This is a genomic window from Kribbella sp. NPDC049174, from assembly GCF_043197365.1.
GTDB lineage: Bacteria > Actinomycetota > Actinomycetes > Propionibacteriales > Kribbellaceae > Kribbella.
Window position 1 is genome coordinate 545,026 of record NZ_JBICSZ010000001.1, and the last position, 13,843, is coordinate 558,868.

14 protein-coding genes and 1 riboswitch are annotated in these 13,843 nt (G+C 69.5%); of the genes, 3 read left to right on the top strand and 11 right to left on the bottom strand.

The genetic code is table 11. From position 1 onward, the window contains the following. Nucleotides 1-222: 222 nt before the first annotated feature. The 11 genes from ACGFIF_RS02570 to ACGFIF_RS02620 form a co-directional block, all read right to left on the bottom strand. Nucleotides 223-1,293, bottom strand: a complete 1,071-nt coding sequence (locus ACGFIF_RS02570) for a substrate-binding domain-containing protein (protein WP_393150601.1) — start codon at nt 1,291-1,293, stop codon at nt 223-225. Between the two features lie 222 nt (nt 1,294-1,515). Continuing rightward, nucleotides 1,516-2,706, bottom strand: a complete 1,191-nt coding sequence (locus ACGFIF_RS02575; protein WP_393150603.1) for an ROK family protein — start codon at nt 2,704-2,706, stop codon at nt 1,516-1,518. A gap of 179 nt (nt 2,707-2,885) precedes the next feature. Then, nucleotides 2,886-3,731, bottom strand: a complete 846-nt coding sequence (locus ACGFIF_RS02580) for an adenosylcobinamide-GDP ribazoletransferase (protein ID WP_393153619.1) — start codon at nt 3,729-3,731, stop codon at nt 2,886-2,888. Between the two features lie 35 nt (nt 3,732-3,766). After that, the gene (locus tag ACGFIF_RS02585) at nt 3,767-4,297 is read right to left on the bottom strand and encodes a bifunctional adenosylcobinamide kinase/adenosylcobinamide-phosphate guanylyltransferase (RefSeq protein WP_393150605.1); all 531 of its coding nucleotides are present in this window, start codon (nt 4,295-4,297) and stop codon (nt 3,767-3,769) included. Next, nucleotides 4,290-5,153, bottom strand: coding sequence for an ECF transporter S component (locus ACGFIF_RS02590; protein ID WP_393150607.1), 864 nt, complete (start codon nt 5,151-5,153; stop codon nt 4,290-4,292). The genes ACGFIF_RS02585 and ACGFIF_RS02590 overlap by 8 nt, the downstream gene beginning before the upstream one ends. Beyond that, nucleotides 5,150-6,760 carry an ABC transporter ATP-binding protein gene (locus ACGFIF_RS02595; RefSeq protein WP_393150609.1) on the bottom strand — a complete coding sequence of 537 codons (1,611 nt, stop codon included), beginning with the start codon at nt 6,758-6,760 and terminating at the stop codon, nt 5,150-5,152. The genes ACGFIF_RS02590 and ACGFIF_RS02595 overlap by 4 nt, the downstream gene beginning before the upstream one ends. After that, complete coding sequence (locus ACGFIF_RS02600) at nt 6,757-7,857, bottom strand: energy-coupling factor transporter transmembrane component T (protein WP_393150611.1); 1,101 nt, start codon at nt 7,855-7,857, stop codon at nt 6,757-6,759. The genes ACGFIF_RS02595 and ACGFIF_RS02600 overlap by 4 nt, the downstream gene beginning before the upstream one ends. Continuing rightward, nucleotides 7,858-8,565, bottom strand: coding sequence for an SCO2322 family protein (locus tag ACGFIF_RS02605; RefSeq protein ID WP_393150613.1), 708 nt, complete (start codon nt 8,563-8,565; stop codon nt 7,858-7,860). 114 nt (nt 8,566-8,679) lie between these two features. Continuing rightward, nucleotides 8,680-8,745: riboswitch (cobalamin riboswitch) on the bottom strand. A 134-nt stretch (nt 8,746-8,879) separates the two neighbouring features. Next, a complete protein-coding gene (locus ACGFIF_RS02610) occupies nt 8,880-9,089 on the bottom strand; it encodes a hypothetical protein (RefSeq protein ID WP_393150615.1) in 210 nt (69 codons plus the stop codon). Then, complete coding sequence (locus ACGFIF_RS02615) at nt 9,086-10,096, bottom strand: aldo/keto reductase family protein (RefSeq protein WP_393150617.1); 1,011 nt, start codon at nt 10,094-10,096, stop codon at nt 9,086-9,088. Before ACGFIF_RS02615 ends, ACGFIF_RS02610 begins: the two co-directional genes overlap by 4 nt. 55 nt (nt 10,097-10,151) lie before the next feature. Further along, complete coding sequence (locus tag ACGFIF_RS02620) at nt 10,152-10,739, bottom strand: DUF3043 domain-containing protein (RefSeq protein WP_393150619.1); 588 nt, start codon at nt 10,737-10,739, stop codon at nt 10,152-10,154. A 165-nt stretch (nt 10,740-10,904) separates the two neighbouring features. Here ACGFIF_RS02620 and ACGFIF_RS02625 point away from each other — a divergent pair, with 165 nt between their 5' ends. From ACGFIF_RS02625 to ACGFIF_RS02635, 3 genes are all read left to right on the top strand, one after another. Then, on the top strand, nt 10,905-11,720 hold the full coding sequence (locus tag ACGFIF_RS02625; protein WP_393150621.1) for a PspA/IM30 family protein: 816 nt from the start codon (nt 10,905-10,907) through the stop codon (nt 11,718-11,720). Then, a complete protein-coding gene (locus ACGFIF_RS02630; RefSeq protein WP_393150623.1) occupies nt 11,717-11,992 on the top strand; it encodes a hypothetical protein in 276 nt (91 codons plus the stop codon). Before ACGFIF_RS02625 ends, ACGFIF_RS02630 begins: the two co-directional genes overlap by 4 nt. A gap of 262 nt (nt 11,993-12,254) precedes the next feature. Further along, nucleotides 12,255-13,781, top strand: a complete 1,527-nt coding sequence (locus ACGFIF_RS02635; RefSeq protein WP_393150625.1) for a sugar transferase — start codon at nt 12,255-12,257, stop codon at nt 13,779-13,781. Nucleotides 13,782-13,843: the final 62 nt, after the last annotated feature.

Here is a 13,843-nt window from a genome sequence, read left to right on the forward strand (position 1 = left end):
ATTCGCCGCTGGGGACAGGGCGGCGCGGCGTCGTGGCCGTCGGGGGTGGTGCTGACCCGGCGCTGCCCCCGCACCTCACTCTGTTGGATGCCACGCTCCGCGCGGCATGTCATGGGGCTGCAACTCCCGGCCTTCCCTCGTCGCTCCGGTCGCTTCGCTCCCTTCGCTCCTCAGTCCAGGCCGGGAGGCCCCATGACAGCGGGGGCAACGCCAGGGGGCGGGTCAGCTGAGTCCGGCGGCGGTGCAGGCGGCCGCGAACGAGGCGGTGCAGATGTCGGTCACCTTGTAGATGTCGTCCTTCACCACGGTGTCCTTGATGTTGGCCTTGGTGACGGCGACCGGGTCGAGGATCGTCGACGGTACGCCGCTCTTGTCGGTGGTCGACTCCGGCTTGTCGCCGTTCGCGAGCGCCACGGCGGCCTTGGCGGCCGCCTCGGCCTGCGGCTTGACCGCCTTGTAGATGGTCATCGCCTGGTCGCCGGCGACGATCCGCTGGATCGCGGCGAGCTCGGAGTCCTGACCGGTGACCGGCGGCAGCGGGGTCACGCCGCCACCCTTGAGGGCCGCGATGGCGCCACCCGCCGTACCGTCGTTGGCGGCGTACACACCGACCAGGCCGTTCTTGATCGCGCTGAGCTGGCCCTCCATCCAGGCCTGCGCCTTGTCCGGGCTCCAGTCCGGGGTGTCGAACTCGGCCGCGACCTTGTAGCCGCTCGAGTCGAGCACGCTGTGCGCGCCCTTCTTGAAGTCGGCCGCGTTCGGGTCGGTCGGCGAGCCGTTGATCATGGCCAGGTTGCCCGACGTCTTACCGGCCGCCTTCAGCGCGTCGACCAGGGTCTGCGCCTGCAGTTTGCCGACCGCCTCGTTCTCGAACGAGACGTAGTAGTCGGCGTTCTCGATGAAGCGGTCGTAGGCGATCACCGGGACGCTCTGGCCCTTGGCGGAGGCGACCACCGCGGCGGCGGCCTTGCCGTCGACCGGGTCGAGCACCAGCACGTTCGCGCCCTGGGTGAGGGCGGCCTCGGCCTGCTGTTGCTGCTTCGCCGCGTCCTGGTCGGCGTTGCTGTAGATCAGCTCGCAGTTCGCGCAAGCGGCCTTGAGCGCCTCGGTGAACAGCGGCCGGTCGAGCGCCTCGTAGCGGGTCGTCTTCGACTCGGGCAGCAGCAGCGCGATCTTCTTGGCCTCACCGGAGCCTCCGGCGGCGGGTTCGTCCGATCCGCACGCCACCAGGGACAGCGCGAGGGCCGAGACGGTCAGGCCGAGGCCGACAAGACGAGTTGGAGAGACGAACATGTGGCGGCTCCTTGACGTGATGGCCCGAGTAGGCCTGACCGAAGTCAAGCGGCGTGAAGCCTTGACGTCAAGACTTGAATTCAAGAAATAGACATATTCGCGTTACAAAGGCCGAACGCAGGGGAGTGTGAGCGCGCAGGAGTCTGCTGGGCTGGGCGCAAGGCCTTGGGTTGAAGGCGGGTGAGGGCTGACGGCGAGGTGTCAGGTGAGTGCGAGCGAGGATCAGACCGGGGTGGTGATGGCCTTTGTTGCCTGGGAGTGGCTGAGGACGGAGGCCAGGTGGATGGCGCCGAGGATGTCGGCTTCGTCGCCCAATTCGGCGCGGCGGAGTTCGACGGTGGCGGCGGCGCTGGGAATGGCGCAGCGGTCGAGAGCCTCGCGGAGTGGGTGCATGATCAGGTCGCCGGCTTCGGCCATCAGGCCGCCGACGACGATCACCTCGGGGTTCAGCAGGTTCACCAGCCCGGCCACCGCGACCCCGACCCGGCGGCCGGCGTCCTCGATCACCCGGCGGCAGCCGAGGTCGTCCTGCAGAGCGCGGTGGACGATGTCCTTCAGCCGGAGCGGGCCGTGCGACGCGGCCAGGCTGTTGATCAGCGCCCGGGACCCGACGAACGTGTCCAGGCAGCCCCGGTTCCCGCACCGGCAGATCGGCCCGTTCTCGTCGATGGTGACGTGCCCGATCTCGCCCGCCGTACCGGCCGAGCCGCGGAAAACCTCGCCCTCCAGCACGATTCCGGCGCCGACGCCGTACGAGAACTTGAGGTAGCAGCCGTGCCGGACGCCGCGCAGCGCCCCGTTGCGGAGCTCGCCGAGCGCGGCCAGGTTGGCGGTGTTGTCGAGCGCGACCGGTGCCCGCAGATGGCCGGCCATCGCTTCGGCGACGTTGACGCCGCGCCAGCCCGGCAGCACCGCGTCCGAGCCGGCTTCGCCGCTGACCGAGTCGACCGGCGCGGGCAGGCCGAAGCCGATCGCGCTGATGTCCTCGACGCCCGAGCTGACCGTCTCGGCCAGGTCGGCGAGCAGCCGGGCCGCGCGTTCCATCCCGTCGTCGGCGACGTGGTCGGCCTGCAGCGGCATCAGCTGCTGGGCCAGGATCTCGCGGGACTCGTCCGCGATGGCGACCCGGACGTCACGCTCGCCGAACGCGACCCCGGCGAGCAGGCCGCCGCCGGACGCGAGCGAGACGAGGACGGCGCGGCGGCCGTTGCGGATGCTGCGGGACAGGCCGACCATGCCGGCCTGGTCCAGCTCGCGGACCATGTTCGACACGGTCGCGGCGGACAGCCCGGAGGCGGCGGCGATCTCAACCTGGGTCAGGGGGCCGTGCTGGCGCACGACCCCCAGAACGCGCTCGCGGTTGGCTTCGCGCAGCGAAGCCTGCGACCCAGGCGCCGGGCGGGTTGCGTTCATTACATAAACATAACGGATCGCGAGGCCTCCGCCGCCAAACACCGCTGATCAACCCTGAACATCGCCATCCGACCTCGCCAACGACTGCCCCACATCTACGTCCCCGGTGACAGTAATGCACGGGCGCCGTACGGCGGTGTGGGCACGCCAGGCGGGGAGTCGAAGGGGTTGTGACGGTGTCAGGCAGTGAGCGCCAGGGTGAGGAGCGTAACGGGGAGGGCGAGTTCGATGGTGGCACCCAGGACATCGCCGGTGGTGCCGCCGATGGCTGTGCGGGCTCGGCGGGTGGCTAGGAGGCTGACGGCGACGGCCAGGAGTACGGCGGCTGCGGTGCCGGTCAGGAGTTGGGCGTCGAGGGAGGCGACCTGGTCGACGGGGAGGGGGTCGTCGCCTGGTGGGGTGGTTGGTGTGGTGAGCCAGGTGAGGACGAGGGCCGCGGCCAGTACGGCGATGGTGGTGACGGCGGCCGTGATCGGGCGGACTGTGGCGGCGACGGTTGCGCCCAGGCCGTCGGGGCGGGCCGACGGGACCGTGGTGCGGCAGGTCCAGGGGAGGGTGAGGCGGCTCGCGGTGGTGGCGATGAGGATGGCTTGCCAGCCGAAGCCTGACTGGATACACGCCGTGAGTGCCGCAACGTCGAGGAGCAGGACGATGGTGATCGCGACGACGCCGAAGGGGCCGATGTCGCTCTGCTTCATGATCCGAAGCATGGTCTCGCGATCCCGGCGGCTGCCGAGCGCGTCCGAGAAGTCGGCCAGCCCGTCCAGGTGCAGCGCCCCGGAGAGTACGACGAGAACCAGCACGCCGAGCACAGCCGCGAGCAACGGCGCATCCGGCCGCACCAGGTGAACCAGCGCAACAATCCCGGCCGAGATCCCGCCAAGCACCACCCCGACGAGTGGCGCGATCGTCATCGCCCGTCCACCAACCACCCGATCCACCCGCGAAGGCATCGGCGTAGGCAACACACTCAACGTCCCAACCGCCAACCAAACCCCATCCACCCACCCCCCACCACGCGGCACCCCGTCCTCGTCCAACCCCGCAGGCTCGTGGGTGTTCATGTGAGGGGGAGGGTTCGGCCGGCGATGGTCCAGAGGGCGGTGTCGGAGCGGAGGGAGATGGTGGTGTTGAGGCGGCCCATCAGGTCGCGGAACAGGCGGGTGCCTGCGTCGGCCGGAACCACCCCGGATCCCACGTCATTGCTCACGGCAACTACCACGCGAGGGGTCCGGGAATAGGCCTCGGCCAGCCGGGCGATTTCCTGCTCGACCAGCCCGGCGCGGCTCAGATCGGACCAGATGTCGAGCGCGTCCATCGTGCGCGACAGCCAGAGCGTCAGGCAGTCGATCAGCAGCGGCGGCCCAGCGGAGTCGAGCAGCGGCACCAGGTCGATCGTCTCCGCCAGCCCCCACGTCGCCGGCCGGCGGGCGCGATGCTTGGCGATCCGCTCGGCCCACTCCGGATCGGACGAGCCGTCTCCACCGGTCGCGACGTACAGGACCTCGGGCTCGGCGGCCAGCAGTCGCTCGGCGGCGACCGACTTGCCGGACCGGGCACCGCCCAGGATCAACGTCCGCTGTTCAGCCATCGGCTCTCCTCGACTCGAACACCACGGGCACGTCGAAGGCCGCCTTCCGTGCCGTACGACGGAAGGCCGCCAGCACCGGCCGCCCGAGCGTCAGCACCATGACGGCGCACAGCACCCCACGCGGAATGTCCCACCCCAGTGACGTCGCCACCACGAACAGGAGATACCGATGCAGGTTCTCCGCCAGGGGGTCACCCGGGATGAACGAGAAGGCACTGCCGAACGTCGCGTACGGCCAGAACCACAGGTTCATCACGACGCCGTACAGCACACCCGCCACGAGCGAGTACGCCGTCAGCACCGCCAGTTCACGTTTCCCGCCCACCCGCGGCAGCAGGCCGGCCAGGCAGCCCACCCACGCGCAGGCGAACATCTGGAACGGCATCCACGGCCCGACCCCACCACTGATCATTGCGCCACCCAGCAGCGACACAGCCCCCAGCACGAATCCGAACCCGGCTCCGAACGCCCTACCCGCCAGCACCAGCAGGAAGAACCCAGGCTCGAGTCCAGCAGTACCAGGACCGAGTGCACGCAACGCAGCGCCGACAGCCGCCAGCATCCCCAGCAGCGAGATCACCTTGGCGTCGATCCCCGACTCGGACAGCTCAGCCAATACGACGGCCACCAGCAGCGGCAGCAACAACACGAACAGCCAAGGCGCGTCGGTGGTGTGTCCGATCGCCGACTCACCCGCCTGATCGGTCTGCCACAACAACGGCCATCCGAAGGCCACCAGCCCGACCAAGGAAGCGATCACGAGCGTCGCCGTACTGCGCGGCTTCAGCCGGACCAGGGCGAGACGGGGAACGGTAGGTCTGCGCGGCGTCAGCCGGAACGACCGAGGCCCTCTCATGACGCACGTTCCAGGGCGGTGGCGACCTCTCCAACGGTCAGGAAGGGCAACGGCGCAAGGATCTTCGCCACCTGCGGTGCGAACGCCGGAGACCCGGCGATGACAGTCGCTGTCTCGCCGTCACTCACCAGCTCGCCCTCGGCCAGCACCAGCACACGCGTGGCCACCTCAGCGACCATCTCCACGTCGTGCGTCGACAGCACCACCGCATGACCAGCGGCAGCCAGCTCGCGCAGGATCTCCACCAACCGCCGCTTCGCGCCGTAGTCCAACCCACGCGTCGGCTCGTCCAGCAGCAACAGCGGCGGAGCACCGCACAGTACGACGGCCAGCGCCAAGCACAGCCGTTGTCCCTCGGACAGGTCGCGTGGATGCATCTTGTCGTCGATGTCCGGTGCCAGCCGGGTGAGTAGCGCTCGGCAACTACCCGCCGGCACCTGGAAGTCGGCGTCGGCTTCCGCGCACTCGTCAGCCACCGTGGCCGCGTACAACAGGTCCGCAGGCTCCTGCGGCACCAGCCCGACGGCCTTCACCAGCTTGGACGGTGGCGTACGACCTGGGTCGGTTCCGGCTGCGGTCGCCGTACCGGACCGTGGCGTGACGATACCGACCAGGGCGTTCAGCAGCGTGGACTTGCCGGCGCCGTTGCGGCCCATCAGTGCGACGACTTCACCGGCCTTGATGCTCAGTGACACTCCACGCAGCGCAGGGACGTTGCCGTAGCTGACCACGAGGTCGCTGCAGCGCGCCAGCTCGGCACCTGTGGTCGCAGCGGGTCGGAGCGGCGTTACCTCACCCAACCGGCTGCGCAACGCGACAGCAGCCCGCCGAGCGTCCCGCACAGACAGGGGGAGAGGGGACCAGCCCGCAAGGCGTCCAAGCTCTACCACCGGTGGCGCGACCGGTGCAGTGACCATCCGCTCGGCCGGAAGCCCAGTAGAGACCGCAGCCGAGCCACCCGGTACTTCGATCACCCGGTCGGCGTACTGGATCACCCGCTCGAGCCGATGCTCTGCCATCACCACGGTGACGTTCAGGTCGTGCACCAGCCGCTGCAGCGCGGCCAGCACCTCCTCCGCAGCCTGCGGGTCCAACGCCGAGGTCGGCTCATCCAGCACGAGCACAGCCGGATGAGAGGTGAGCGCCGCACCGATAGCAGTCCGCTGCCGTTGCCCACCGGACAGTGACGTCAACGCCCGATCCCGTACGTCGGCCAGCCCCAGCAGATCCAGGGTCTCCTCGACGCGGCGGCGCATCACGTCAGGGGCGACCCCGAGGGACTCCATGCTGTACGCGAGCTCGTCCTCCACGGTGTCGGTGACGAACCCGGCCATCGGGTCCTGGCCGACCATGCCGACCACGTCGGCCAGATCACGGGGCCGGTACTCCCGGGTGTCGCGCTCGTTGACGAGCACCCGCCCGGCCAGGGTGCCGCCGGTGAAGTGCGGCACCAGGCCGTTGATCGCCCGCAGCAGCGTGGACTTGCCGGAGCCTGTCCGCCCGATCACGAGCGCCAGCTCGCCCTCCGGCACGGTGAAGCTCACGTCCCGCAGCGCGGGCTCCGAAGCTCCGTCATACGTGACCGTCACCCGGTCGAACTCGATCATGCGGCCACCAGCTCACGCCGCCGGGCCTGCAAAGGCGGGGCGACCACCGCAGGCGCCAGTCCAATCAGAATGCCGATCACAGGCAGCAGCGGAACGGGCGGCACCACCAGAGGACCCGCGAGCACCAGACCCTCGACCCCACGCACCGCAGCGGCGGTCATCGCCCCCGCAGCGATCGCACCGGAGCCGACGACCAGCCACTCCGGCAGAGCCCACGGATCCGGCCGGTAGCGCGTCCGCGTCACCCGCTGGCGCCCAATGGCCATTGCTCCCACAGCGAGCAGCAGTCCGATCACCAGAGCCGTTGCAGCGAGTGGGAACGCCATCGCGTCGGTCAGCAACGCATAGACGCCGAGCAGGATGCCCAGCAGCCCCAGCAGCACGCACACCCCGGTGATCCGGCGCTGACTTCGTGGAACGTGCGCCGTACGGCCGTAACCGCGTGAGTCCATCGCGGCGGCCAGCTCCACCGATCTGTCCAAGGCACCTTCCAGCACCGGCATGGCCGTCGTACGGAAGGAGCCGCGGGTGCGGCCGCGCAGTCGGCGGGCGGCGCGGATACGACGGGCGTCGGTGACCAGCTGCGGTGCGAACGTCAGCGCGACCACGCAGGCCACGCCCATCTCGTAAAGGGCCCCAGGCAACGACTTGAGCAGGCGCCGTGGACTGGCGAGTGCGTTGGCCGCACCGATGCAGCACAGCATCACGGCCAGCTGGAGGCCGTCGTACAGGGCGGTCAGCAAGGCCTCGAGAGTGACCTCACCGCCGAGCTTGACGCCGTTCGCCCAGTCAGGCAAGGGAATCTCGGGCAGGAGGAACAGCACCGTGTTGCCCTGCGAACGGGTGGACAGCAGCGCCTGCAACACCACCCGGATGCCGATGACCACCAGACCGAGCTTGAGGAACGCCGCGTAGCTGTTGGCCCAGGGAGCGTCGCTCCGCCGGGCCGACACGACAAAGCCGGTCACCGCCAGGATCAGCACCAGCAGCACCGGGTTGCGGGTCCTGCTGGCGGCCACAGCCATCCCCAGTGCCCACAACCACCATGCCCCCGGGTGGAGTGCCCGGGGGAGTGTGAGGTGGTGGACAGTACGCACTCAGCTCTGCTGACTCGAGCGCCGGCGGCTCAGCACCAGGCCACCACCGGCCAGTACGACGACCGCGGCCGCGACCACGATGATGGCGGTCACAGGTGCCCCGTCCTCATCGGACTCCGAGGCGGCGGACGCCGGCGCCGCCGTTGACCCGACCGCCGCGTCGATTTGCAGGGTCACGGGCTCGTCCGTCGCCGGCACGTTGATGTTCGTCACCTGGTCACCGCAACCCTTGGCCGGGTACCCCGCGATACCGCAGGTCAGGCCCTTCTCGATCCGCACCGGCGACACGGCCGCGAGGATCTTCGCGCCGGTCGAGTTCACATCGGTGACCACACAGGTGCCGGTGGCCGGCCCCGGCGTCTCGCCGCTTCGCGCGTCGGCCGGCGTACCCGGGTCGACCACCAGGGCCACCCGCTTCTTACCGGTCTCCGCCGGAGTCTTGCCGCAGACGGCCTCGAAGTCGCCCGCTGCGCGCGGCACCCGCGGCTTGGCGCCACCGAGCGCGTACCGCCAGCCCTCCACGGCCCCGTCGGCCGGTACGACGCCGTCGGCGCCCTTCTGTGCGAAGGCCCACTGGCCTCCACTCCACTGGTAGTAGCTCCAGAAGCGGTAGCCGTCCTCGGCTTGGGCGTTGGTGGCGACGGTCCCCGCCAGCAGGAGACCCGCCAGCAGGCTGAGGACCAGCCGCATGGTCCGGTGTGCAGTCATCTCGTGTCCTCGATCGGGCCGCGGCCCGGTGGAGGAAGTCCCGCCTGCACCGGCAGGGTGGGGCTCCACCCGCGGACCACGGCGGGTAGTTGAGCCTGTCTGCCTGCGTCAGCAGTGTTCCGGCTCGCCACCAGAAGTGGCCTACGGTTGCGGGTCAGCGCCGGACTTGGACCGGCTTCCCTGCGACACAGGAGTGGTTCAGCGGCAGCTTAACAAGCAGGAACCCGTACGACGCCGTGCTCTACCGAGACGTCCCCCACCCCACCGCCCCGGTCAGGTGAGCACAGGGCGCCGTACGGGCTCCGTCGGAACGACTACTCCGGGGCGGCGAGGCTCATCGGACCGTAGACCTCGCGGCCGTCCTCCAGCAGGAACACCTGGCCGACACCGCGCTCGGCCAGATCGCGCCAGCTCTCGCCCAGCCAGCTCTCCGCGTCACCCTGGGCGGAGAACTCGGCGCCGCCGACCTCGCCCGGGTCGACCACGGCGCCGGATGCGGTCTCGAACCGCCAGCTCCAGCTCATGAGCCCGGCCGGGTCTGCGGCGCGTTCTGCGCGGTCTTGGCCGGGTCGTGCTCGACGATGCTGCCGAGCACCTCGTCGATCCGCTTCAGCACGCCCTCCTCGAGCCGGACGCCGGCGGCCTTCACGTTCTCGACGACCTGCTCGGGCCGCGAGGCGCCGATGATCGCCGAGGAGACGTTCGGGTTCTGCAGCACCCAGGCGATGGCGAGCTGGGACAGCGACAGGTCCGCCTCGGCGGCGATCGGCTTGAGCTCCTGCACCCGGGCGAGCACGTCGTCGTTGAGGAACCGCTTGATCATGTTCGCGCCGTTGGCGTCGGTGGCCCGGGAGCCCTCCGGCGGCTGCTGTCCGGGCAGGTACTTGCCGGTCAGCACACCCTGCGCGATCGGCGAGAACACCACCTGGCCGATGCCGAGCTCCTCCGAGGCCGGCACCACCTCGGCCTCGATCACCCGCCAGAGCATGCTGTACTGCGGCTGGTTGGAGACGAACGGGATCCGCAGCTCGCGGGCCAGCCGGTGGCCCTCCTGCAGCTGCTCCGCGGTCCACTCGGACACGCCGATGTAGAGCGCCTTGCCGGCCCGGACGACGTCGGCGAAGGCCTCCATCGTCTCTTCCAGCGGCGTCTCGGTGTCGTACCGGTGCGCCTGGTAGACGTCGACGTAGTCGGTCTTCAGCCGCTGCAGCGACCCGTTGATCGACTCGTGGATGTGCTTGCGGGACAGGCCGACGTCGTTCGGTCCGCCCGGACCGGTCGGCCAGTACACCTTGGTGAGGATCTCCAGCGACTCGCGCCGCTCACCCTCCAGCGCCTCGCCGAGGACCACCTCGGCCTTGGTGTTGGCGTAGACGTCGGCCGTGTCGAACGTGGTGATGCCGGCGTCCAGCGCCGCCCGCACACACGCCTTGGCCTGATCGTTCTCCACCTGGGACCCGTGCGTGAGCCAGTTCCCGTACGAGATCTCGCTGACCTTCAAACCACTGTTGCCGAGATAGCGGAAGTCCATACCCCGACCCTACTGGCAGCGGCCGACGGCGGCGGCCAGGCGTCCGCCGTACGGCTCAGGAGGGCTTCTCGCCGCGCTTCACCATCGGCTTGGGCAGCCGCCAGCGGCGCATCTGCATGGTCCGGCGGACGGCGTAGAAGCCGATGCCCTTGGCCGAGTCGTTCGGGAACTTCGCCCCGACCGCCTTCTTCAGCCCCGCGGTGAGCAGGAACCAGTCACCCGCGATCAGCAGGATCATCGCCAGGAAGAGCAGGTTGACCGTGCCGGCCAGCCATGGGAACGCGGGTGAGAAGACCACGCCGAGCAGCGAGACCACCAGCAGGATCGGCAGCGCGAACTCCATCACCGAGTAACGGGCGTCCACGTAGTCGCGGGCGAACCGCCGGACCGGGCCCTTGTCGGCGGCCGGCAGGTACCGGTCGTCGCCGGTGCGCATCGCGTCCTGCATCTTCGCCCGCTCGGCCCGGACCTTCTCCCGCCGGTAGGCGGACGCCTCCTTGCGGTTGCGCGGCTTCTTCAGCGCTGCCTTGCGGGCGGCCTCGGCCTCCTTGCGGGTCGGCGTGGGCCGACCCTTCCCGCCCGGCTTGCCCTGGGGCTCGGCGGGTACGGTGGTATCTGTCTCAGACTTGGTACGACGGAACACGGGGTCTGAACCTCATTCGGCAGGGCTGGTCGCGACTCGGGGTGGTCCCCGGACCTGACCACTACTTTATCGGGGCCGGTCCTGATGGTGTGGTGACCCGTGTGGACATAGGGTGGTTGACGCACGCCGGGTCGACTCGCCGGCACAGAAGGGGTACGGATATCGATGAGCATCTTCAAGCGGATGTCGACGATCTTCAAGGCCAAGGCGAACACCGCCCTGGACAAGGCCGAAGATCCTCGCGAAACCCTTGACTACTCGTATCAGAAGCAGCTGGAACTGCTGCAGAAGGTACGGCGGGGCGTGGCCGACGTGGCCACCAGCAGGAAGCGGGTGGAGTTGCAGGCCTCCCAGCTGCAGTCCCAGTCGCAGAAGCTGCAGGACCAGGCCCAGAAGGCGCTCTCGATGGGCCGCGAGGACCTGGCTCGCGAGGCCCTGACCCGCAAGTCGGGCCTGCAGGGCCAGATCGACGACCTGCAGACCCAGCACGCCCAGTTGCAGGGCGAGGAGGAGAAGCTGACGCTCGCCTCCCAGCGGCTGCAGGCCAAGGTCGAGTCGTTCCGGACCCGCAAGGAGACCATCAAGGCCACCTACACCGCGGCCGAGGCGCAGACCCGGATCAACGAGGCCTTCTCCGGCATCTCCGAGGAGATGAGCGACGTCGGCCTGGCGGTCCAGCGGGCCGAGGACAAGACCCAGCAGATGCAGGCCCGGGCCGGTGCGATCGACGAGCTGCTCGCCTCCGGCGCGCTCGACGACGCCTCCGGGTCCAGCAAGGACAGCATCACCCTGGAGCTGGAGCGGATGTCGTCCAACTCCGACGTGGAGAGCGAGCTCGCCGCGATGAAGGCCCAGATCTCCGGTGGCAGCGCCCCCAAGGAGCTGTCCGGCGACACCCCGCAGGGAACCGCCCAGGCACAGCAGCCCACGCAGCAGCCGGCCGCGGAGCCGGTGAGACCTCAGGACGGAGACGCTCGATGATCGTTCGCATCATGAGTGAAGGTCAGTGGCGGCTGGCCGACGAGAAGCTGGACGACCTCAACAAGGTCGACGGCGAGCTCGAGAAGGCCGTCTCGGCCGGTGACGAGGAGGCCTTCAAGGTCGCCTTCGCCGCGCTGCTGGACTTCGTTCGCGCGGGTGACAAGCTGCCCGACACCGAGCTGCACGACTCCGACGCGATCCTGCCGCCGAGCGACAGCTCGCTGGCCGAGATGCGCGAGTTGATCAGCGGCGACGGCCTGATCGCCGGCTGATCACCCGATCGGCGCCCCGACCCGGCGGCCGATCACCAGCAGTAGCCGAAACGAGACCCCCGGGACCCGAAAACGGGTCCCGGGGGTCTTCGTCTGCCGATCTGGTTGCGCCGCGGTAAACACTCCCGATCAGTACTGTCTTACCCGGCTTTGACGTAGTACTGTCTGGTTCACGCCGTTGTGGGGGCGGCGTTCATCGAAGTCCGTGACGGGGTGTGGGTTGGTCACGGGTTTCGCGTTCACCTGTGGGGGGTGACTGTGCGTGACTGAATTTGTCATGTCCGAGGGGTTGACCGATCCGGCTGAATTACGGCCGGCGCCGTCGGGGGAACGTCGTCGGCCGGTCTGGGTGGTACCGGACGAAGTGCCGGCGATCGTGCCTCGTTCGGCACGGTTCACCGAGGCTCGGTGGGTGGCGAAGTACCGGTGGGCAGCGCTCGCCGGTGACTTGGCCGCGGCCTTGATCGGTGGGTCGCTGGCGCTGGCCGCCCGGTTCGGTGCCCAGATCAACCTCGGCTATTTCCTGCTCGGCGCGGCTCTGCCGATCGTCTGGCTGGCCTGTGTGGCGCTGGAGCGGGGTTATGAGACCCGGTACTTCGGCACCGGACCGGAGGAGTTCCGCTCGATCATCCGGGCCGCGGTGGCGCTGACCGCGCTGGTCGCGATCACGTCGTACGCCGTCAAGCTCGAGGTCGCTCGTGGTTTCGTCATCCTGGCGGTGCCGATGACCTGTCTGGCGGCGATGTTCGCCCGCTGGGTGCTGCACCGCAGCATCTCCCGGCGGCGCTTCGACGGCCGGTGTATGCGCCAGGTGCTCGTTGTCGGGCGCAACGACCAGGTGACCACGCTGCGGCGGCACCTGGAGGAGCGGCCGGCCGACGGGTACGTCGTGGTGGCGAGCTGCCTGCCCCGCGGTGACGCGTTCGAGGAGCCGGAGCCCGAACAGCTGGGCCGGACCGAGATGGACATTCTGGCCGCGGTCGACCAGTTCGAGGTCGACGTGGTCGCGGTGGCCGCCGACCCGGAACTGGCCGGGCACTCGCTGCGCAAGCTGTCCTGGGCGCTCGAGCAGCGCGGTGTGGACCTGATCGTCTCGCCCGGCATCGTCGAGGTCGCCGGCCCGCGGATCTCGATCCGCCCGGTCGCCGGCCTGTCGCTGCTGCACCTGGAGCGGCCGTCGGTGAGCGGCGGACCGCACCTGCTGAAGAGCCTCTTCGACCGCGTGGTCGGCTGCCTTCTGCTGATCGGGGTCGCACCGATCCTGCTCGTCACCGCCCTGCTGGTGAAGATCACCAGCCGCGGTCCGGTGCTGTTCCGGCAGACCCGGGTGGGTCGCGGCGGCGAACGGTTCCAGATGCTGAAGTTCCGCACCATGGTCGTCGACGCCGAGGCCCGCAAGTCGGAGCTGCAGGCGCTGAACGAGGGCAACGGGGTGCTGTTCAAACTCCGGGACGACCCGCGGGTGACCAAGGTCGGCAAGTATCTGCGGCGGTTCTCGATCGACGAGCTGCCCCAACTGGTGAACGTGCTCCGGGGGGACATGTCACTGGTCGGGCCCAGGCCGCCGCTCCCGGCCGAGGTGGCGCGCTACGCCATCGAGGACGAGCGGCGGATGCTCGTGAAACCCGGACTGACCGGCCTGTGGCAGGTCAGCGGGCGCAGCGATCTGACCTGGGAAGAGTCGATGCGGCTCGACCTGCGGTACGCCGACAACTGGTCGATCGCCCTGGACCTGCTCATTTTGTGGAAGACCGCCCGCGCCGTGCTCGGTCGCGACGGCGCCTACTGAAATCCGCCCCCGGCCATCTGCCGGCCGGTGGCTCAGCACACGAAGCAGCACGACAAGCCCCA